General features: G+C 61.8%; 14 protein-coding genes, 1 tRNA gene and 2 pseudogenes. 7 read left to right on the plus strand and 10 right to left on the minus strand.

The window, feature by feature from the left end; genetic code table 11:
- Positions 1-27: 27 nt before the first annotated feature.
- Positions 28-714, minus strand: coding sequence for an HAD family hydrolase (locus tag ABID19_RS31150; protein WP_354494440.1), 687 nt, complete (start codon positions 712-714; stop codon positions 28-30).
- Between the two features lie 172 nt (positions 715-886).
- On the opposite strand from ABID19_RS31150, the gene ABID19_RS31155 reads away from it, so the two are divergent.
- Entirely contained in the window at positions 887-2,020 is a 1,134-nt protein-coding gene (locus tag ABID19_RS31155; protein ID WP_354494442.1) for a site-specific DNA-methyltransferase, read from the plus strand.
- A 113-nt stretch (positions 2,021-2,133) separates the two neighbouring features.
- Here the strand turns inward: ABID19_RS31155 and vapC are convergent, their stop codons facing one another.
- The 4 genes from vapC to mutY form a co-directional block, all read right to left on the minus strand.
- Positions 2,134-2,523: a type II toxin-antitoxin system VapC family toxin gene (gene vapC / locus ABID19_RS31160; RefSeq protein ID WP_354494443.1), complete on the minus strand. Its 390-nt coding sequence runs from the start codon at positions 2,521-2,523 to the stop codon at positions 2,134-2,136.
- Positions 2,520-2,732 carry a type II toxin-antitoxin system VapB family antitoxin gene (locus tag ABID19_RS31165; protein ID WP_354494445.1) on the minus strand — a complete coding sequence of 71 codons (213 nt, stop codon included), beginning with the start codon at positions 2,730-2,732 and terminating at the stop codon, positions 2,520-2,522. Before ABID19_RS31165 ends, vapC begins: the two co-directional genes overlap by 4 nt.
- A 215-nt stretch (positions 2,733-2,947) precedes the next feature.
- Positions 2,948-3,559 carry an HAD family hydrolase gene (locus ABID19_RS31170; protein WP_354494447.1) on the minus strand — a complete coding sequence of 204 codons (612 nt, stop codon included), beginning with the start codon at positions 3,557-3,559 and terminating at the stop codon, positions 2,948-2,950.
- 38 nt (positions 3,560-3,597) lie between these two features.
- Complete coding sequence (gene mutY / locus ABID19_RS31175) at positions 3,598-4,734, minus strand: A/G-specific adenine glycosylase (protein WP_354494448.1); 1,137 nt, start codon at positions 4,732-4,734, stop codon at positions 3,598-3,600.
- A 55-nt stretch (positions 4,735-4,789) separates the two neighbouring features.
- Between mutY and ABID19_RS31180 the strand changes: the two genes are divergently transcribed.
- The 4 genes from ABID19_RS31180 (at position 4,790) to ABID19_RS31195 (ending at position 10,902) form a co-directional block, all read left to right on the plus strand.
- Positions 4,790-5,290, plus strand: coding sequence for a DUF721 domain-containing protein (locus tag ABID19_RS31180; protein ID WP_354494450.1), 501 nt, complete (start codon positions 4,790-4,792; stop codon positions 5,288-5,290).
- Positions 5,291-5,420: 130 nt separating this feature from the next.
- Positions 5,421-6,167 (plus strand): DsbA family protein, encoded by a 747-nt coding sequence (locus ABID19_RS31185; protein ID WP_354494452.1) that lies wholly within the window; start codon positions 5,421-5,423, stop codon positions 6,165-6,167.
- Positions 6,168-6,284: 117 nt separating this feature from the next.
- A complete protein-coding gene (gene smc / locus ABID19_RS31190; RefSeq protein WP_354494454.1) occupies positions 6,285-9,743 on the plus strand; it encodes a chromosome segregation protein SMC in 3,459 nt (1,152 codons plus the stop codon).
- Positions 9,744-9,915: 172 nt separating this feature from the next.
- A complete protein-coding gene (locus tag ABID19_RS31195; protein ID WP_354494456.1) occupies positions 9,916-10,902 on the plus strand; it encodes an NAD-dependent epimerase/dehydratase family protein in 987 nt (328 codons plus the stop codon).
- Positions 10,903-11,332: 430 nt separating this feature from the next.
- Here ABID19_RS31195 and ABID19_RS31200 read toward each other — a convergent pair whose 3' ends face one another.
- Entirely contained in the window at positions 11,333-12,970 is a 1,638-nt protein-coding gene (locus ABID19_RS31200; protein WP_354494458.1) for an ABC transporter substrate-binding protein, read from the minus strand.
- Positions 12,971-13,095: 125 nt separating this feature from the next.
- Here ABID19_RS31200 and ABID19_RS31205 point away from each other — a divergent pair, with 125 nt between their 5' ends.
- Positions 13,096-13,995: a LysR family transcriptional regulator gene (locus ABID19_RS31205; RefSeq protein WP_354494460.1), complete on the plus strand. Its 900-nt coding sequence runs from the start codon at positions 13,096-13,098 to the stop codon at positions 13,993-13,995.
- 86 nt (positions 13,996-14,081) lie between these two features.
- Here the strand turns inward: ABID19_RS31205 and ABID19_RS31210 are convergent, their stop codons facing one another.
- From ABID19_RS31210 to ABID19_RS31220, 3 genes and pseudogenes are all read right to left on the minus strand, one after another.
- Positions 14,082-15,032 carry a phytanoyl-CoA dioxygenase family protein gene (locus tag ABID19_RS31210; RefSeq protein WP_354494462.1) on the minus strand — a complete coding sequence of 317 codons (951 nt, stop codon included), beginning with the start codon at positions 15,030-15,032 and terminating at the stop codon, positions 14,082-14,084.
- Between the two features lie 66 nt (positions 15,033-15,098).
- Positions 15,099-15,173, minus strand: a tRNA-Gln gene (locus ABID19_RS31215).
- A 142-nt stretch (positions 15,174-15,315) separates the two neighbouring features.
- A pseudogene (locus tag ABID19_RS31220) lies at positions 15,316-15,663 on the minus strand (VOC family protein).
- A gap of 208 nt (positions 15,664-15,871) precedes the next feature.
- On the opposite strand from ABID19_RS31220, the gene ppdK reads away from it, so the two are divergent.
- On the plus strand, positions 15,872-18,559 hold the full coding sequence (gene ppdK, locus ABID19_RS31225) for a pyruvate, phosphate dikinase (protein WP_354494464.1): 2,688 nt from the start codon (positions 15,872-15,874) through the stop codon (positions 18,557-18,559).
- Between the two features lie 239 nt (positions 18,560-18,798).
- On the opposite strand, the pseudogene ABID19_RS31230 reads toward ppdK, so the two are convergent.
- A pseudogene (locus ABID19_RS31230) lies at positions 18,799-19,886 on the minus strand (calcium-binding protein); the annotation flags it as partial.

A 19,886-nucleotide genomic window follows, 5' to 3' on the forward strand; every position in this document is an offset into this window, starting at 1 on the left:
AGCCATTTCCAGCCTGAAGCGTCTGCATCACGCATCCGACCATTCGGACAGGGCGGCGATCACGCTTTTCAGTTCCGCCCAGCGACGGATCACCGTTTCGGCGCCGGCCTCGGTCAGCGCATCCGCATGGCCGGGATAGCTGTGCGCCGCTCCGGTGAAGCCGATCACGCGCATGCCGGCTGTTCTGGCGCCGGTGACGCCGTGCACGGAATCCTCGATGACGAAGGTGTTCGCCGGGTCGGCCTTGAGCTTTTCCGCAGCAAAGAGAAACACGTCGGGCGCCGGCTTCGATTTTCCGCTCGGCGTTTCCAGCGAGGAAAAAATGCGCCCGGTGAAAAACGGCAGCAGACGCACCTTCTCCAACATGAATTCGATCCGCCCGGTGCGCGAATTCGAGCAGATGCAGTGCGGCGCAGTCACCGCGGCGACCGCCTCGTGCACGCCGTCAATGGCTCGCACGTCGCTGCGCAGCCGGCGGTCGACCAATTCTTCCTCCCTGTCGATCAGTGAAGCCTGGAACGGGATGCGGGACTTCTCCTCTACCCGCATCATGATGTCCTTGAAGGTCAGCCCGGCGTAGGTTTCGGAAATCTCCTCAGCCGATATTTCATATCCGGCTGAGGTCAGCAGCTCGGCGTCGACGCGCGCGGCGATGATTTCGGAATCGACGAGCACGCCGTCGCAATCGAAGATGACAAGGTCTGGCTGGGGCATGGCGATCCGGAAAGCGGGAGGGGAGGGCTGAGACGCTCAGGCGGCGCGACATACACCAACAGCCCGGTCTTCGCAAATTACCTGGGGTCCGCACCCCAGGCCTTCACCGAATATTTACGCTGATCGGTAACCATAACAGGGAGTAAACAGTAACGCGTGCTTTGGGTGTCAAATGTCTGCCGTGCGTCTTCTCGACGAACTTTCCCATGCTCCCCAACAATCCGAATGGCTGGATACGATCCTGAAGGGTGATTGCGTCGCGGCGCTTGACCGGCTGCCCGAAAAATCCATCGACGTAATCTTTGCCGATCCGCCCTACAATCTGCAGCTCGACGGCGATCTGCACCGGCCCGACCAGTCCAAGGTCGATGCCGTCGACGACGACTGGGACCAATTCGCCAGTTTTGAGGTCTACGACGCCTTCACCCGCGCCTGGCTGCTGGCGGCGCGCCGCGTGCTGAAGCCCAACGGCACCATTTGGGTTATCGGCTCTTACCACAACATTTTCAGGGTCGGCGCCAAGATGCAGGATCTAGGATTTTGGATCCTCAACGACGTCGTCTGGCGCAAGACCAATCCGATGCCGAATTTCCGCGGCCGCCGCTTCCAGAACGCCCATGAAACGATGATCTGGGCCTCGCGCGACCAGAAGGGCAAGAGCTACACCTTCAACTACGAGGCGCTGAAGGCATCGAACGACGACATCCAGATGCGTTCCGACTGGCTGTTTCCGATCTGCACCGGAGCCGAGCGCCTGAAAAACGAAAATGGCGACAAGCTGCATCCGACCCAAAAGCCCGAAGCGCTGCTCGCCCGCATCATGATGGCTTCGACGAAACCCGGCGATATCGTGCTCGATCCCTTCTTCGGCTCCGGCACCACCGGCGCGGTGGCCAAGCGTCTTGGTCGCCATTTCGTCGGCATCGAGCGCGAGCAGGCCTATATCGACGCCGCCAACGAGCGCATCGATGCAGTCCGGCCGCTGGACCGCGCTGATCTTACCGTGCTTACCGGCAAGCGCGCCGAGCCGCGCGTTGCCTTCGTCAGCCTCATCGACACCGGGCTGATGCTGCCGGGTGCCACGCTCTATGACGCCAAGAAACGCTGGGCGGCCAGGGTGCGCGCCGATGGCACGGTGGCGATCGGCGACAGCGCCGGATCGATCCACAAGATCGGCGCTGAAGTGCAAGGACTGGACGCCTGCAACGGCTGGACCTTCTGGCATTATGAGCGCAGCGGCGGCCTGACTCCGATCGACGAGCTTCGCCGCATCGCCCGTCTCGGCATGGAGCGGGCAGGGGCCTGACATAACCGCTATGGCGATTTCGTTGCACATGGTTTCCGAAGGATGCAGGATTGCGCTTCCTTGACCGAGAGGTGCCGCGAAGCGTTCCGCCAGTCCCCGTCGTCGGATCGTCGTCAAGCGAGTTGCAGACCGAGGTGTTGAACCATCGGATCGAAGTCTCGGTCATCATGCAGCAGCGCGTGTCCGCCTTGGATGCAGAATGTGCCGATGATCATATCGATTGTCTTGCGGATGGTGATGCCCCGCTGCCGGAGCATGCGGTAGTTTCGGGCAGCTTCGACTGCCGTCCCCGGATCCAGCATCGGCACAATAGCGAACTGTCGAAGGTTCCGCTCGATCAGTTGGGCATGCGGTTCGTTGCGCGCGCCTTGTAACACCTCCAGCAGGATCAAGTCTCCGACCAGAATCTCCTGAGTGTCGTCGAGATGCCTGAGCTTACCTACCGAGACGCTGTCCGTATTGCGGAGATGGGCGATCCAGACGGAACTGTCGACAACGATCATCGACGCTGATCGGGCGAACGACCTTCCCGCATGGTCTCAAGATCGCCGTCCCAGCCGGCGCCAGCAAGTGCGGCGATAGCCATATCTTGCCGGTGCCGGCGTATCAGAGTGCGCAAAGCCGCCTCGATCGTCGCTTTCTTCGTCTTGAGACCGGAGGCGGCCATGGCCTCCGTGATCAGTTTGTCGTCAAGTTCGATGTTGGTTCGCATGGCTATACTCGATGTGTATAAATTGGACTAAATATACACATTCTGCTCATGACCAACAACCCGTCATGACGAAAGAGTGGGATATCTTCGATACCTCGGGCCTTGCGTGCTATGTCGCCTGTAACTCACCCCGATTGCGCTTGGGCCTGACGAACGGATCCTATCTATCTGCCACCTTAAAGCGGGTTATCATCGGCCTGTCGAAGTGATTCAAATCACACTCTGATCCCCAGCCCTTTGAGGTCTGCCTCGAGCGTCTTGGCGTCGGTGAACAGCACCGACTGCCAGCCGGCCGCCCTGGCGCCGTCGACGTTCTTCTGGCTGTCGTCGATGAACAGCGTGGCCGCTGGCTCGAGGCCGAAGGCGGCGACGTGATGGTCGTAGATGCCGCGATCCGGTTTGATCAGGCCGATCTCGCCCGAAATGGTCACCCCGCGCGGACGGTTGAGAAAGTCGAAGCGCTGCCGGGCTTCGGCAAGCGTGTCGGCGGCAAAATTGGTCAGCATGGTGACGTCGTGGCCGCTCTCGATCAGCTTCTCCATGATCTCAACGCTGTCCTCATAGGCATGCGGCACCATCTCGTGCCAGAGGCGGCGGAAGCTGCGGATGTTTTCGGCGTGGTCCGGATGTTCGGCGATCAGCAGCGTCTCGGCTTCTTCCCAGGTCCGTCCACGATCCTGCTCGATGTTCCAGTCGTGCGTGCAGACATTGTCGAAGAACCACTTTCTCTCCTCGGCATCCGGAATGAGACGGCTGAAGGGCAAGTTCGGATCGTAGTGGATCAGCACTCTGCCGATGTCGAAAACGATGTGGCGGATCTCGGTCATTCTTGTCCTCGTTCAATGCGATTCAAATGTGAGGCGATTCAATGCGGGCGCGGCTTCTTCGTCGCGCCCGGTATCGCCGCTTCGATTACCTTTTTCATGACACTGGGCAGCGCTTCCCCGGAAATTTCATGGACCAGCGACCAGAAATGCCCGTCTGGGGCGGCGCCATCGGTCACCGTTTTGAAGACCTCGAGTTCGAGCGCGAAATGGGTGAAGACATGGCCGATCCGCCCGGCTGGCCGCCAGTTGCCAGGGAAGGGTGCCGCTGCGTCCGTGGTGGCGCCGTCGACCCGTGCGGTCCAGTCGGTCGTCGGCACCTCGGTCATGCCGCCAAGCAGGCCTTTATCCGCGCGTTTGCGCAAAAGGACGGCGCCGTCATCGCGTACGGCAACGAAGGCAGCCCCACGCCGCAATGGTTTCTCGCCCTTCGGCAGGCGCACAGGGAAGCGTTCGGGATCGCCGGAAACAGTGGCGCTGCAATCCTCGCGCAGCGGGCACAGCATACAGCGCGGCCGGCGCGGCGTGCAGATCGTCGCGCCCAGATCCATCATCGCCTGGGCGAAATCGCCCGGTCGGGTCGCGGGAACCATGCGCTCGACATAGGCGCGTATGTCGCCCTTGGCTTCGCTCAGCGGTGTGGCAATCGAGAACAGCCGGGAAACGACCCGCTCGACATTGCCATCGACGACCGCGGCTGGCTGGTCGAAGGCGATCGCTGCGATCGCCGCTGCCGTGTAGGCGCCGATGCCAGGCAGCTCTCTCAAGCCAGCTAGCGTATCTGGAAACCTGCCGCCTTGCCGTGCGACGAGATCGGCGCAGGCCTTGAGGTTGCGCGCGCGGGAATAATAGCCGAGCCCGGCCCATGCCTTCATGACATCCTCGGTCGGTGAAGCGGCCAGTGCATCGACATCAGGCCATTTCTGGACAAAGGCCCGGAAATAGGATTTGACCGCTTCGACCGTGGTCTGCTGCAGCATGACTTCGGATAGCCAGACGCGGTAGGGATCTGGCCGTATGCCGCGTGCCAGCTCGCGCGGTGCAATGCGCCACGGCAAATCTCGATGATGCGCATCGTACCAGCCGAGCAGCTGGGACGCGATCTCGCCGCTGTCTCCGGATCCAGCTTTGCTGGTATCTCCGGATGTGGTCTTGCGGGTCTGGTCGTGCAGTGCCATTGATCGAGGACTGGCCTAACCGATATGTGGTGATGGTCGTGACTGGAGAACGCACATGGCAGGGAAAAGGCCCTTCGGCAATCCCGTTCCGGTGAGCGATCTCGCAACCGAGATCCTCGATCCGGTGTTGCGCAAGCGGGCCGGCATGTCGATCGGCCTCGTCCAGTCATGGGAAGAGATTGCCGGGCCGCGGCTCGCCAGCCGGTCGCGCCCTGAAAAGATCCAGTGGCCGCGCCGCATGCATGAAGACGATCCGTTCGAGCCGGCGGTGCTGGTCATCGCCTGCGAAGGCGTGGCCGCGCTCCATTTGCAGCACGAGACCGGTGAGATCATCAACAGGGTCAACGCCTTCCTCGGCTTCAACGCTATCGGCCGCATCAGAATCGTGCAAAAGCCGGTGACGGCGGACCAAGGGCGGCCTAAACCAAGCTTGCGGCCGCTGACCGCGGCCGAGAAGGCGAAGCTGTCAGGCGCCGTCGGAATGATCGAGGATGACGGCGTTCGCGCTTCGCTGGAGCGCCTGGGCGCCACCATTCTCGGTCAAAAGAAAGTATAATCTCGCGGTTTCGTGATCGCGTACCCAAGATTTGGCCATTGGAATGGGGATGGCTATGCCTTAATTCGCGCCAACTCTCGCCTTTTCTAGCCTTTGCATTGCAAAATCCAACCATTGTCAGGTGATTCGTATGCCCCGTCCTTTGTCCCGCAGAAATCTGCTGTCATCGCTGGCCGCCATTCCGGCGGTGGCTCTGCTCGCCGCTTGCAGCGATTCGGGCGAGAAAGCCGTGGCGCAGGATGCGACGCCTGCGGCTCCTGCCGACGCGATGAAGCCGGCCGATCCGGCGAAGCCGACCACTCCGGCCGCGGTCAAGGCGCCCGAGGCCCAAGGCACGGTGGACATGGCGGCCTTGCTGAAGCCCGGCGCATTGCCCGACGAGCAACTGGGCAAGGACGACGCCAAGGTCACCATCGTCGAATATGCCTCGATGACCTGCCCGCACTGCGCGCATTTCCACGAAACCACGCTCCCGGAGCTGAAGACGAAATATATCGACACCGGTAAGGCTCGCCTTATCCTGCGCGAATTTCCGTTCGACCCCAGCGCCGAAGCCGGCTTCATGCTGGCGCGCTGCTCCAAGGACAATTATTTCCCAATGGTGGACGTTCTGTTCAGGCAGCAGGCGAACTGGGCAGGCGTTGCCAATACCAAGGATGCTCTGCTGCAAATCTCCAAGATGGCCGGTTTTACACAGGAGTCCTTCGAGGCCTGCTTGACGGACCAGAAACTTCTGGACGATGTGAGATCGGTCCAGAAGCGCGGCGCCGATGAATTCAAGGTCGACTCGACGCCGACCTTCTTTATCAACGGGAAGACCTACAAGGGGGCGCTGTCGATTGAGGAAATATCGGCCATCATCGACCCTCTGCTCTGACGTTTCGGCGGCGCCGAAGCGGCTGCGCTTCGGCGTGCGCGACTTTTTGTCGTGCCGTGGATTCTTGTCGCAAGACCGCGGAACACTTTTGCGGGATTTGGCCATGGGGCGGCGCGAATGAAGTTCTCGCGCCTTCGCCTGCTCGGTTTCAAGTCCTTCGTCGAACCCGGTGAGTTCGTCATCGAACGCGGCCTGACCGGCATCGTCGGACCGAACGGCTGCGGCAAATCGAACCTTGTCGAGGCTTTGCGCTGGGTGATGGGCGAAAGCTCGTACAAGAACATGCGCGCGTCCGGTATGGACGACGTGATCTTTTCCGGGTCGGGAACGCGTCCGGCCCGTAACACCGCTGAAGTCACGCTTTTCCTCGACAACAGCGACCGCACTGCGCCCTCGGCCTTCAACGACGCGGACGAGTTGCAGGTTTCGCGCCGCATCGAGCGCGAGGCGGGTTCGCTCTACCGCATCAACGGCAAGGAAGCCCGCGCCAAGGACGTGCAGCTGCTTTTCGCCGACCAGTCGACCGGCGCGCGCTCGCCTTCGATGGTCGGACAGGGCCGCATCGGCGAGCTGATCCAGGCAAAGCCACAGGCGCGCCGTGCGCTTCTGGAAGAGGCGGCCGGAATTTCGGGCCTGCATACACGCCGCCACGAGGCCGAACTGCGGCTGAAGGCGGCCGAACAGAATCTGGAACGGCTGGACGACGTCGTCGGCGAACTGGAAAGCCAGATCGAAAGCCTGAAACGGCAGGCCCGCCAGGCGTCGCGGTTCAAGAACCTGTCCGCTGATATCCGCAAGGCGGAAGCAACGCTGCTGCATTTGCGCTGGACACTGGCCAAAACCCAGGAAGCCGAGGCGCGCTCGGCGCTGGCAATTGCCACGGCACTGGTTGGCGACCGCGCTGCTGCCCAGATGGCTGCCGCCAGGGAGCAAGGGATCGGCGCCCATCGGCTGCCGGATCTGCGCGACGCGGAAGCCGCCGCTGCTGCCGCCTTCCAGCGCCTGTCGATCGCCAAGACGCAGATCGAGGAGGAAGCGGGCCGCATCCGCGCCCGCCAGGTGGAACTCGACCGCCGGCTCCAGCAGCTCGACGGCGACATCGAGCGCGAAGAGCGGATGGTCCGCGACAATGCGGATATCCTCGAGCGTCTCGCCACCGAAGAAGCCGCCCTCAATACAGAAAACGCCGGTGCTGGTGAGCGCGAGGCCAGCACCCGCGCTGCATTCGAACAAGCAGCGTCGATCCTTGCCGCGAGTGAAGCCAAGCTCGCCGCACTGACCGCTGAACGGGCCGAGGCCGCCGCCTCGCGCAACCAGATCGAACGAACGCTGCGTGACACTGCTGAGCGCCGCGACCGTTTCGCCCGCCAGCTCGCCGACGTTGATCGGGAATTGTCCGACATCGCCTCCAAGGTCGCCGGCCTGCCCGATCCCGCCGAGAAGCGGCTTCTGGTCGAGCAGGCCCTGGGGCTGCTCGATGAGGCCGAAGCCGCCGCGATTGCCACCGAACAGGCTGTCGCCGAGGCGCGCGCGGCGGAAAGTGCTGCTCGCCCGCCGGTTCAGGATGCAAAGGCCGAGCTGGCGCGGATCGAGACCGAGGCCCGCACGCTGGCCAAGATCCTGAATGCCGCGAGCGGCGACCTCTTCCCCTCCGTCCTGGAGCAGATCAGCGTCGAGCGCGGCTACGAGACGGCGCTGGGTGCGGCCCTCGGCGAAGATCTCGACGTGCCGCTCGACCGCAGCGCGCCGGTGCATTGGGGCCAGAGCGAGGTTAAGTCCGGCGACGCCGCTCTGCCCGAAGGCATCATGAGCCTTGCCAGTGTGGTGCGCGCGCCGGCGCAACTGGCCCGCCGATTGGCGCAGATCGGCATCGTCGAGGCCGGCGACGGAAAGCGGCTGCAGGCGCTGCTTGCTCCCGGGCAGCGGCTGGTCAGCCGCGAAGGGGCGCTCTGGCGTTGGGACGGGTTCACCGCCAGCGCCGACGCGCCGACCGCGGCCGCACAGCGGCTGGCGCAGAAAAACCGGCTGGCCGAGCTCGACGCCGAGGCGGTCCAAGCGACCCGTATCCTGCGCCAGGCAGAAGAGGCTCTTGCCCATGCCGAGCAGGCGCTTGCCAAGGCCACCGAAGCCGAGCGCGACGCCCGTCAGGCAGGGCGCGACGCCCAGCATGGACTGGACGCTGCCCGCAATGCGCTGGCCGAGGCCGAGAAGGCCGGCGGCGAGCTGTCGAGCCGACGCGCAGCACTTGACGAGGCGCGTGCGCGTATCGTCGACAGCCATGAAGAGACGGCGGCGGCTTTCGTCGAGGCGGAGATGCTGCTGCAAAGCGCTCCCGATCTTGGTGATCTGCAGTTGCAGCTCGAACAGTCGGCCGCCAACGTCGCTCGCGACCGCGCCACCCTTGCCGATGCACGCGCCGTCCATGAGGGATTGAGGCGGGAAGCCGAAGCGCGAATGCGTCGCCTCGACGCCATCGGCGCGGAACGCAGCAACTGGGTGGCGCGCGCCGAAAACGCCTCGACGCAGATCGCCGCACTCGGCGAACGCAAGGCCGAGGCCGAGGCCGAGCGCGAGAGACTGGCCGACGCGCCCGACGAGATCGATGCCAAACGGCGCGCTTTGCTGTCGCAGCTTGCCGAGGCCGAAAGCCTGCGGCAGGCGGCGGGCGACCGCTTGCAGGAAGCGGAGAACCGGCAGGCCGAACTGGACAAGGCCGCGACCGCTGCGATCCAGTCGCTGGCCGAAGCGCGCGAAACACGCGTCCGTGCCGAAGAGCGGCTGACCGCTGCTGACGAGCGGCGGCTGGAAGTCGAGGCGCGCATCCAGGAGACGCTGAACACGCCGCCGCATCTGGTCATTCGCCACACCGGCCTGGAGGCAGACAGTCCGATGCCGGAGATGGCCGAGATCGAGCGTCAGCTCGACCGGCTGAAGATCGAGCGCGAACGGCTGGGCGCCGTCAATCTGCGCGCCGAGGAAGAACAGAAGGAACTATCCGATCGGCTGGAGACCATCGTTTCCGAACGCGAGGACATCATCGAGGCCATCCGCAAGCTGCGGCAGGCGATCCAGAGCCTGAACCGCGAAGGCCGCGAACGGCTGCTGGCTGCCTTCGAGGTGGTCAATGGCCATTTCCAGCGGCTGTTTTCGCATCTGTTCGGTGGCGGCACGGCGGAACTGCAACTGATCGAGTCCGACGATCCGCTCGAGGCCGGCCTCGAAATCCTTGCGCGCCCGCCCGGCAAGAAGCCGCAGACCATGACGCTGCTTTCCGGCGGCGAGCAGGCCTTGACCGCGATGTCGCTGATCTTCGCCGTGTTCCTGACCAATCCCGCACCGATCTGCGTGCTCGACGAGGTCGACGCGCCGCTCGATGATCACAATGTCGAGCGTTTCTGCAATCTGATGGACGAGATGGCCGCCACCACCGAGACGCGCTTCGTCATCATCACGCACAACCCGATCACCATGGCTCGCATGAACCGGCTGTTCGGGGTTACCATGGCCGAGCAGGGCGTCAGCCAACTCGTCTCGGTCGACTTGCAGGCGGCCGAGGCAATGCGCGAGGCGAGCTGACGCGTCGACCGCAACCGCCATCGGTAGCGTCTATTGGGGTGCTCGACTATAGCACGAACTGAAAGGGTCGGTTCCCTTCATTCGGATGTAGCATTTTGACTTTCCGCATGATCCTTTCGGAAATCGATCTCGATTTCGCGATCATGTGCTGGCATATGCGTGGAGAACCTTGTTGCCTATACTTGTGACTGGAGCCGCGGGATTCATCGGCAGCCACGTTTGCCATCACCTCTTGAACAGAGGCGAAGCGGTCGTCGGCGTCGACAATATGAACGATTATTACGACCTGACGCTCAAAAAGGGGCGTCTCGCCCGCTTGCAGACTCACAAGGCTTTTTCATTCCGCCAGATCGACATTGCCGAACAGGGCGCTCTTGCCGCCGCTTTGGGCGGACAAGGGATAGTCAGGATTGTCCACCTCGCCGCGCAGGCGGGCGTGCGCCATTCACTCGATAATCCGAGGCTCTATGTCCGTTCCAATGTCGTGGGCCATCTCGAAGTCCTCGAATTCTGTCGCGCACAGCCTGGATTCGAGCATCTGGTCTATGCTTCGTCGAGCTCAGTCTATGGCGGCAACCGCAAGGTTCCGTTCAGCGAGACCGATCAGGTCGACAGGCCCGTCTCGCTTTACGCTGCTACCAAGAAGACCGACGAGTTGATGAGCCACACCTATGCCCATCTGTTTGGCGTACCACAGACGGGCTTGCGATTTTTCACCGTCTACGGTCCCTGGGGCCGGCCGGACATGGCCTATTGGATATTTACCAAGGCGATGCTCGAGGGTAAGCCGATCCGGGTGTTCAACGATGGCGAGATGTGGCGGGATTTCACTTATGTAGACGACGTGGTGAGGGCGGTTGTTGCGGTGCTCGACAAGCCGCCCATGGACGAGGTTCCGCCCAGCAGGGTTTACAATGTCGGCAACAACCGGCCGGTGCGGCTGGGAGATTTCATCGACACTTTGGAAAAACTGCTCGGTGTAAAGGCGATCCGCCAAAGCGAACCGATGCAGAGCAGCGACGTGGAGCGGACCTATGCCGACATGACAGCGCTGGAGCGCGATTTCGGCTTCAAGCCGAGCGTTTCGATCGAAGATGGGCTGAAGAAATTTGTCGACTGGTACCGGTCGGAATGGGCTGCGGAAGCAACGACAAGATGATTGCGGCCTGAGTTCCGCTGCCTGTGGATTCGAGGGCCCGACTTAAAGGCGATCCTCTTGGTTCGCGGCATCTAAATTTTCCCGGTTTTCGGGAAAGTCGTTGCCTTTCAAAACGGGTTTCACTCCGTTCAGACAAATGTAACCTCCAGCCTTGAACCTGGAGCTTACCGATGACGAATGCAGAGTCTACGGCTTCCAAGCCTCAAATGCTTGGCGCTTTCGCCTGTCCGCAGCGCGAGGCCGATTTGGACCCGTCACAGCGAGGGCGGTGCGGTCGCGTATGTTTGCTATGCCCGTTGCGGACGCCACAATGCCCGAGTGACCTCACCGGGTTACTGTTTTTAGACTAGGGCAGCCTACGCTGTGATCGGATTCAAGAAAGGGCGGCGCACCGAAGCGCGCCGCCCTGGTTCGCGGCTACTTTCTTCAATCAGGCAGCAAGCCAGGCCCGAGTGAAATCCTGCTCGTAGGCTTGATGCATCTGATAGCCCATCACGTGGGGTTTCATGTGGCAGAACAGTTTTCGCCAGTAGGGTTGGATGATAATGCCCGAGTCTTGCAGGATCATCTGCAATTCCTTCATCAGGGCACGACGCTGGTCTGCGTCGGCGATGGCATTGGCCTTCTGGACCTTGGCATCGAAGTCGGGATCGGCGAAGCCGGTCTCATTCCAGGCGGCGCCGCTCTGGTAGGCAATTGCATAGGTCTGGATGCCCAGCGGACGGGCGTTCCAGTTGGTCGTCGCGAACGGATATTTCGTCCAGTCGTTCCAGAACGCCGATTCAGGAATGACGGTGCGTTTAACTTTGAAGCCGGCATCTCGCATTTGCTGGGCAACGACGTCGGAGCTCTCCTTGCGATAATCGGCTTCGACCGAGATCAGATCGAACTCGAAGTCGATCTGGCCGGCTTCCTTGAGCAGTGCTTTCGCTCCGGCGGGGTCGTGCTTGATCGGCGGCAAGTCGGCATGTTCCGGGTGCATCGGCCCGACATGGTCGTTCTGCGCCACCATGCCCATGCCGTTCGCGCCCAGCTGCAACACCGCTTGGTTGTCGACCGCGAGTTGGATGGCATTGCGCACACGCTTGTCGTCATAGGGCTTGGCATTGACGTTGCAGCGCGTGACCAGTGTTGCTGCGGTGGCGATCTCGGATTTCTTCAGGCCGAACCCGTCGAGTATGCCGACATCATAGGACTGCGTCTGGCCGTTCAGATCGATTTCGCCGGATTCGAAAGCGGAGACGGTGGAAGCCGAATCGGTGCCGTAGTCGATCCAGTCGATGCCATCGAGGAAGACCTCGCCGCCCCACCACGCGCCTTCAGGCCGCCTGCGAACGGAGGCGGCAACGCCGACATCGAGCTTCTTGAGTTCGAACGGACCGGTGCAGACGGGGTTGGCCGAGAGGGCGGCCTTGCCTGGATCGAACGCGCGGTGAACGATCAGAGCCGGATAATCGGTCATCGCCGGGATGATGGTGATGTCCGGCCGGGACAGTTTCAAGACCACGGTATGGTCATCGCGGATTTCGACGGCGCCCGCACGTGCCACCTTCGTCTCGGGATCGATCAGCGCGGTCATGCGGCCAGCCATCGAGTTGCCGATGGCGTCCTTCTCGCACCAGCGCGAAATATTGAAAGCCACGTCCTCGGCTGTGAAATCGTCGCCATTCGACCATTTTACATCAGGCCGCACCTTGAGCACGTATTCGCTCGCGTCTGCATTGATCTCCCAGCTTTGAAGCAGCATTGGCTCGAAGGTGAAATCCGGCTTCCAGCGCACCAGCGGCTCGAGAAACTGCATGGCGATATTGCCCATCTGCGAGACTTTGAAACTGCGCGGGTCTTCCAGTTCCATGACCTGCATGGCGACACGGACCGTGCCTCCCTTCCTTGGCTCGGCCTCCTCTTCGGCACGTGCCGGCACCGGCTGGCCGATAAGGCCGTAGGCAACGGCGGTGCTGGCTCCGAAGGCGCTGGCGAGCGCCAGGAACTCGCGACGAGCCAACGTGCCGTTTTTAGCGCTTTGCGCAAACGTACCAATCGCGGGGTGAAGAGGCCTGGATGTCATGTCGTTTCTCCCATTGTTGATTTCGCGTCCAAAGTCGGTGGAATGCTCTTGTCGCGCCGTCGTCCCTCGCTGTTTTCTGGAAGTCGGCGCCGATGCGACAGCTCACCGGCCGAAAGGAAAGCGAAATGAATCTTCTGACGGCGATGCGCGTTTTCGATCGCGTCTGCCTGCTGGGTAGCCTTTCGGCGGCGGCGCGCGATCTCAACATGTCGACGACGGCTGTCAGCCGGATGGTCAAGGATCTGGAGGACGACCTCGGTGTCCGGCTCATCAACCGCACCACCCGACGCCTCAGCCTCACGGAAGCAGGCCGCGACTATGCGCCCCGTGCTCGCACCCTGCTGGACGACATTTCGGAGTTGCAGGATTCCACACGTGGCCTGCATAAGGAAACGCGCGGACTGATCCGGGTCTCTTGCTCCAACGTTCTCGGCCACACGCGCATCACCAAGCTGGTGCCGAAATTCCTTCGCGAGAACCCCCTCACTACAATCGAATTCGACCTCACTGCGCGCTATGTGGTCGGCATTGTAGAGGAGGGATATGATGTCGCCATACGCTTTGGCGAGCAGGCGGACTCTGCTCTGATTGCGCGGCGGCTTGGCGAAGTGCGCAACTACGTCTGTGCCACACCAGACTACTGGGATAACCATGGCCGGCCGACACATCCAGGCGAGCTGGCAAGCCATTCGTGTGTGCTGAGCAATTTCGCCAAGCGTCTCGGCACATGGCCATTCGTCGGTCCGGAGGGCGCATTCGATGCGGCCGTCGGCGGACGCATCTCGACCAACAGCGTGGAGGCTGCCTACCAGATGACGATCGCCGGCTTCGGCGTCGGAAACCTGCCGAGCCTTCTGGTTGACCCTGCGATCAGGGACGGCCGGCTGGAGGTACAACTCGATGAGTTTCGTCCGGGCTCCAGTCCGATCTATGCTCTCTACCCGCACCGCACCTACATCGCCGCCAAGGTTCGCACCTTCGTGGATTTCCTGATCCGCGAATTGTCGGCCGACTTCACAGCGTAGGACGCCGGCGCCGCAATTGCCAACGCAAACGGGGACCCAGCGCGAAAGCCGGATCCCATCTGCTTTTTTCGCGTGACGCAGCAGCGTCATTTCCACCAAGTGGTAGTGTCGTACATCGGTCCCGGTTCCTCGAAGAGCTTTTCGTATTTGCAAAGCGTCGGCGTTTCGCCGAGCGGCACGGAAATGCCATCCCTGAACGCCCATTCGCCGCGCTGTGTCGAGTCGGCGCGAACATAGCTGGACAGCGCAAATGCTCGATCGTGCTGCGACTTGTTCGGTGACGAGCCGTGCACGGTCAGCAGCCCCCACATCGCGAGGTCGCCTGGCTCCAGCACCAGCGGAACGATGGTTGATGGATCGATGCCCACCTTGCGCAGTTCTTCCTCGGCCGTCAGGCCCTTCATCAGTTCACCCGTCCCCTCGTCCGACAGACCGAGATAGCCCAGTTTGTGGCTGCCCGGCACGACCTGAAGGCAGCCATTGTCGAGCGTCGCCCGATCGACCGCGAGGCCCGTTGTCACAGTGGCATCGGCGACATTGTCGAAAGCGCTCTGGTTGCGGAAACGCAGGTCTTGATGAAAGCGATAGCCAGTGACGTTGGCGCCGGGCGGCTTCCAGTGCAGCTGTTGTGCGATCTGCCGGATATCGCGGCCGATCAGGCCCTCCAGCAGCTTCAGATAGTCTGGATTGCGTCGAAATTTTTCAAAATAGCTGTTGATCCATGAAAACCAGTAGGCCTGCAGCACGTAACGCTGGCCAAAATCCGATTCAGGCAGGATTTGGAAACTGAGATTTCCATGCCGGAAAGTGGCGTGATGCTTCAGGCCTTCAGCGTAGACGGCGTCGGTTTCCTTTTTCAGCCGGATCATTTCGTCGCCGTCGACGAATTGTCGAACGACCGCATAGCCTTCGTCGCGATACTGCTCCACTGCTTCGCGGGCTTGTGCATCCGTCAGCATCTTTATGGCACCCTTGGCTGTTGATCGGATTTGATCGTAGCGGAAGGATTCCAGGCGATAAGCTGCGGATTCCGGCATCGACTTTCCCGAATATCGGAAAAATGCCGGGAGACATGGCTGGCCCAGAATGGACCCGACATGTGATGGCTGGGGCGCCAGGATTCGAACCTGGGATTGTCGGTACCAAAAACCGATGCCTTACCACTTGGCTACGCCCCAACAGGAACATGCCCGCTGCGCGCGGCCTTATAGGACGAGCCGGCGGAAAGCTCAATGCCGAGATAGCCAGTGCGCGGAACTGATCCACCGGTTCCCGCAGATAGGCGTTCGCATATCATCCCTTGCTGTTGGGCGATGGCGTCTATTCGCTCCAAACCGCCATCTCATTGCCGGCCGGGTCGACGAAATGGAAACCGCCTGCCGCCAGGAAATGAAAAGATCGGCTTGAGGATAGTGTGCCGCCGGCAGTTTCGACGGCGACCAGGGTTTCTTCCAAATCCTCGGAATAGAGCACGGGAAGCGGCTTGGCGGTTGCTTCGCCGGCATCCGCCTGGAAGCCGCCGTCAAGACCTTCCGAAAAGGCCGAATAGGTTGGCCCGTAATCGGTGAACGACCAGGAAAAGGCGGCGCTGTAGAAAGCCTTCACCCTGTCCAGCGTTCCACCGGTCGCCGCCATTTCCACATAATCGAGTTTTCCGGTCAGTCTCATGGTCTCGCCTTTGTTCGCTGTTTGTTCTACTACAAAAGTGGCCCAATTGCAAGTCTTTTCGGCGGCGCTTTCCCTTAATCGATTGTAGAAGCCGGCTGGCTTTGCCGACGCCTTGCCTTTCGCACTGCAGCATCATATCGCTCGGTTGGGACACGGCGAAACTTCGGCTTCGTCAATCTTTTCAATCTCCTGCAACCGGAGAGCAAGCATGACCAAATGGGTCTACACCTTTGGCGACGGCGCCGCGGAAGGCCGTGCCGGCGACAGGAACCTTCTGGGCGGCAAGGGCGCCAATCTGGCCGAAATGTGCAGCCTGGGCCTGCCGGTGCCGCCGGGCTTCACCATCACCACGGAGGTCTGCAACGCCTATTACTCCAACGGCCATACCTACCCCGCCTCGCTGGAGGCGGATGTCGCGGTCGCCCTCGATCATATCGGCCTGCTGACCGGGCGTCGTTTCGGCGATCCCTCGAAACTGCTTTTGGTGTCGGTGCGTTCCGGTGCCCGCGCTTCAATGCCCGGCATGATGGACACCGTGCTCAATCTCGGCCTCAACGACGAGACGGTCGAGGCGCTGGCCGCCGATTCAGGCGATGCGCGCTTTGCCTATGACAGCTACCGCCGTTTCATCCAAATGTATTCCGATGTCGTCATGGGCCTCGACCATGAGGTGTTCGAGGAGATCCTCGAAGACCAGAAAGGCGGGCTCGGCCATGAACTCGACACCGAACTGTCCGCCATCGAATGGCAGGGCGTAATCGCCCTCTACAAGGCCAAGGTCGAAGAAGAACTCGGCAAGCCGTTTCCGCAGGACCCGCATGAGCAGCTATGGGGCGCGATCGGCGCAGTATTTTCAAGCTGGATGAACAACCGCGCCATCACCTATCGGCGTCTGCATGACATCCCCGAAAGCTGGGGCACGGCGGTCAATGTCCAGGCCATGGTCTTTGGCAATATGGGCGAGACCTCGGCCACCGGCGTCGCCTTCACCCGCAATCCGTCGACCGGGGAAAAGATGCTCTACGGCGAGTTCCTGGTGAATGCGCAGGGCGAGGATGTCGTCGCCGGCATCCGCACGCCGCAAAACATCACCGAGGCGGCTCGCATTGCAGCGGGCTCCGACAAGCCGTCGCTGCAGAAGCTGATGCCGGAAGCCTTCCAGTCTTTCGTCACCATTTCAGACCGTCTGGAAAAGCATTACCGCGATATGCAGGATCTCGAATTCACCATCGAGCGCGGCAAATTGTGGATGCTGCAGACGAGGTCCGGTAAGCGTACCGCCAAGGCCGCGCTCAGGATCGCCGTCGAGATGACAAAGGACAAGCTCATTTCGAAGGAGGAAGCGGTCGCCCGCATCGATCCGGCCTCGCTCGATCAGTTGCTGCATCCGACCATCGATCCGAAGGCCGCGCGCGATGTCATCGGCGTCGGCCTGCCGGCCTCTCCGGGTGCCGCCACCGGCGAGATCGTTTTTTCCTCAAACGACGCCGAGGAGCTCAAGACGCAAGGCCGCAAGACGATCCTCGTGCGCATCGAGACCAGTCCCGAAGACATTCACGGCATGCATGCCGCCGAAGGCATCCTGACGACGCGTGGCGGCATGACCAGCCACGCTGCGGTGGTGGCTCGCGGCATGGGCAAGCCTTGCGTATCGGGTGCGGGCTCGCTGCGCGTCGACTACAAGGCCGGTACGCTGATGGCCATGGGTTCGACGTTCCGCAAGGGCGATATCATCACCATCGACGGCGGTAACGGCCAGGTGCTGAAAGGCGCCGTGCCGATGCTGCAGCCGGAGCTCTCGGGCGATTTCGCCGCCATCATGGAATGGGCCGATGCCGTGCGCCGCATGAAGGTGCGCACCAATGCCGAAACGCCGCTCGACGCGCGCATGGCGCGTTCCTTCGGCGCCGAAGGCATCGGGCTTTGCCGCACCGAGCACATGTTCTTCGACGGCGACCGTATCGTTGCCATGCGCGAGATGATCCTGGCCGATACGGAAAAGGGCCGGCGGACGGCGCTCGCAAAGCTCCTGCCCATGCAGCGCTCGGATTTCCTTGAACTGTTCGAGATCATGGCCGGCCTGCCGGTAACGATCCGCCTGCTCGATCCGCCGCTGCACGAATTCCTGCCCAAGACCGAGGAAGAGGTGGCCGAAGTCGCCGCCGCTATGAACGTGTCGCCCGACAAGCTCAGGCAGCGCACCGAGGCACTGCACGAATTCAATCCGATGCTTGGCCACCGCGGCTGCCGGCTTGCGGTTTCCTATCCCGAAATCGCCGAAATGCAGGCGCGCGCCATTTTCGAGGCGGCGGTCGAAGCCGGCAGGAAGGCCGGCGCGCTGGTGGTTCCGGAAATCATGGTGCCGCTGGTCGGTCTGGTCAAGGAACTCGACTTCGTCAAGGCGCGCATCGACGACGTCGCCAGGAGCGTGATGGAGGAGACGGGCGTCAAGATCACCTATCTTACCGGCACGATGATCGAACTGCCGCGCGCGGCCATCCGCGCCCATGTCATCGCCGAGGCGGCCGAGTTCTTCTCTTTCGGCACCAACGATCTGACCCAGACCACCTTCGGCATCTCACGCGACGATGCGGCCTCGTTCCTGGAGACCTATCGTCAGAAGGGCATCATCGAGCAGGATCCGTTTGTGTCGCTCGACATTGAGGGCGTCGGCGAACTGGTGCGGATGGCAGCGGAAAAGGGCAGGGCGACGCGGCCGGAGATCAAGCTCGGCATTTGCGGCGAACATGGCGGCGATCCGGCGTCGATCCATTTCTGCGAGAAGGTCGGCCTCGACTATGTGTCGTGCTCGCCCTACCGCGTGCCGATCGCCAGGCTGGCAGCCGCCCAGGCGGCGGTGCAGGTCGCAAAGAATGCAACGCCGCGCGTCGTTTAGGAGCGCAGCACTTTGATCTTTGCGCATGCCCCCAGAATCGAAGCGTAGCGCAAGCCGATTCCGATATTTGCTGACGCGCACTTTGGGCAGGGCTTTCGAAGCGCATCTCTCGGCACCCACAGATGCCGCAGCGGTTCGCGCCAGAGCATCCACGCTCGCCAGTAGAAGACAGGTTTCATTATCCACCTGTCTCTGTTGGCGACCGCTGCCCTGGCGCGATCTCGTTTCCGCTAGCGCCTTCAGGTCACAAAGAATGCACCAGCCGTAAGCGACAGACCTGGATTGAGAGTGGCGAACTCTGTTTGAGCTGCGCCGCCGATCCCGTCGCTGTCGAAGGAGAGCGCTCCGGTCGAGCTGTTGTAGATGATATGGTCGGAACTATCATGCGCGGCCTTGCCGGCAAAGAAAGCGTCGGATGAAAGGCCTCCCAATTTAAGCCCGGCAAAAACGGCGTCGTCGAGGTGGATCTTGTCCTGGAGCCTGTTGAAGTCAAGGACCTTGTCGATATTGCCGGCTCCAAGAGCAGTATTGAAAACGAAGGCATCGTTGCCGCCAAAGCCCCGCAACTCATCGGCACCACCGCCGCCCTTGATGACGTTGGCGCCGGCATTGCCGTGGATGGTTTGGGCCAACTCGTTGCCGGTCAGGTTGATTGCCGTGGTGCCGTCGTCGTTCGTGGTGCCAAGGACTTCAATCGACGAGCCGGCCGAGAGCGCGTAGCTCACGGAGCTCCATACCCTGTCTTGACCTTGGCCAGAGGACTCGAACACCTGGTCGCCGGCGTTGTCGACGTAGTAGTCGTCATCGCCGCCAAAGCCCCTCAACTCATCGGCACCACCGCCGCCCTTGATGACGTTGGCGCCGGCATTGCCGTGGATGGTTTGGGCCAACTCGTTGCCGGTCAGGTTGATTGCCGTGGTGCCGTCGTCGTTCGTGGTGCCAAGGACTTCAATCGACGAGCCCGCCGAGAGCGCGTAGCTCACAGAGGTCCATACCCTGTCTTGACCTTGGCCAGAGGACTCGACCATCTTGTCGCCGGCATTGTCGACGTAGTAATCGTCGTCGCCGCCATGGCCGGTCATTGTCTGGGCACCGGTTGCCTTAAGTACATCGGCTCCGCTGGTGCCATAGAGAAGATCCCCGGCTGGGGCCGGTGTGGTCGGAGATGGGGTGGTCGGAGGTGGGGTGGTCGAAGGCGGGGTGGTCGGAGGAGGGGTGGTCCCGGTGTCGCTGGTGTCGCTGGTGTTGTGCTCGCGGAATACGGCTTGCAGTGCCGAGGAGCTTTCAAGCGCGGTGTCGCCGTTCTGCGTTCCCCACTTGTAGGTAT

Source organism: Mesorhizobium robiniae (assembly GCF_040545535.1).
GTDB lineage: Bacteria > Pseudomonadota > Alphaproteobacteria > Rhizobiales > Rhizobiaceae > Mesorhizobium > Mesorhizobium robiniae.

Bases quoted from the DNA above. Each gene is read 5' to 3' on its own strand.
- ABID19_RS31150 (WP_354494440.1), bottom strand. From the start codon at position 714: ATGCCCCAGCCAGACCTTGTCATCTTCGATTGCGACGGCGTGCTCGTC.
- ABID19_RS31155 (WP_354494442.1), top strand. From the start codon at position 887: ATGTCTGCCGTGCGTCTTCTCGACGAACTTTCCCATGCTCCCCAACAA.
- vapC (WP_354494443.1), bottom strand. From the start codon at position 2,523: ATGATCGTTGTCGACAGTTCCGTCTGGATCGCCCATCTCCGCAATACG.
- ABID19_RS31165 (WP_354494445.1), bottom strand. From the start codon at position 2,732: ATGCGAACCAACATCGAACTTGACGACAAACTGATCACGGAGGCCATG.
- ABID19_RS31170 (WP_354494447.1), bottom strand. From the start codon at position 3,559: ATGACCGAGATCCGCCACATCGTTTTCGACATCGGCAGAGTGCTGATC.
- mutY (WP_354494448.1), bottom strand. From the start codon at position 4,734: ATGGCACTGCACGACCAGACCCGCAAGACCACATCCGGAGATACCAGC.
- ABID19_RS31180 (WP_354494450.1), top strand. From the start codon at position 4,790: ATGGCAGGGAAAAGGCCCTTCGGCAATCCCGTTCCGGTGAGCGATCTC.
- ABID19_RS31185 (WP_354494452.1), top strand. From the start codon at position 5,421: ATGCCCCGTCCTTTGTCCCGCAGAAATCTGCTGTCATCGCTGGCCGCC.
- smc (WP_354494454.1), top strand. From the start codon at position 6,285: ATGAAGTTCTCGCGCCTTCGCCTGCTCGGTTTCAAGTCCTTCGTCGAA.
- ABID19_RS31200 (WP_354494458.1), bottom strand. From the start codon at position 12,970: ATGACATCCAGGCCTCTTCACCCCGCGATTGGTACGTTTGCGCAAAGC.
- ABID19_RS31205 (WP_354494460.1), top strand. From the start codon at position 13,096: ATGAATCTTCTGACGGCGATGCGCGTTTTCGATCGCGTCTGCCTGCTG.
- ABID19_RS31210 (WP_354494462.1), bottom strand. From the start codon at position 15,032: ATGCCGGAATCCGCAGCTTATCGCCTGGAATCCTTCCGCTACGATCAA.
- ppdK (WP_354494464.1), top strand. From the start codon at position 15,872: ATGACCAAATGGGTCTACACCTTTGGCGACGGCGCCGCGGAAGGCCGT.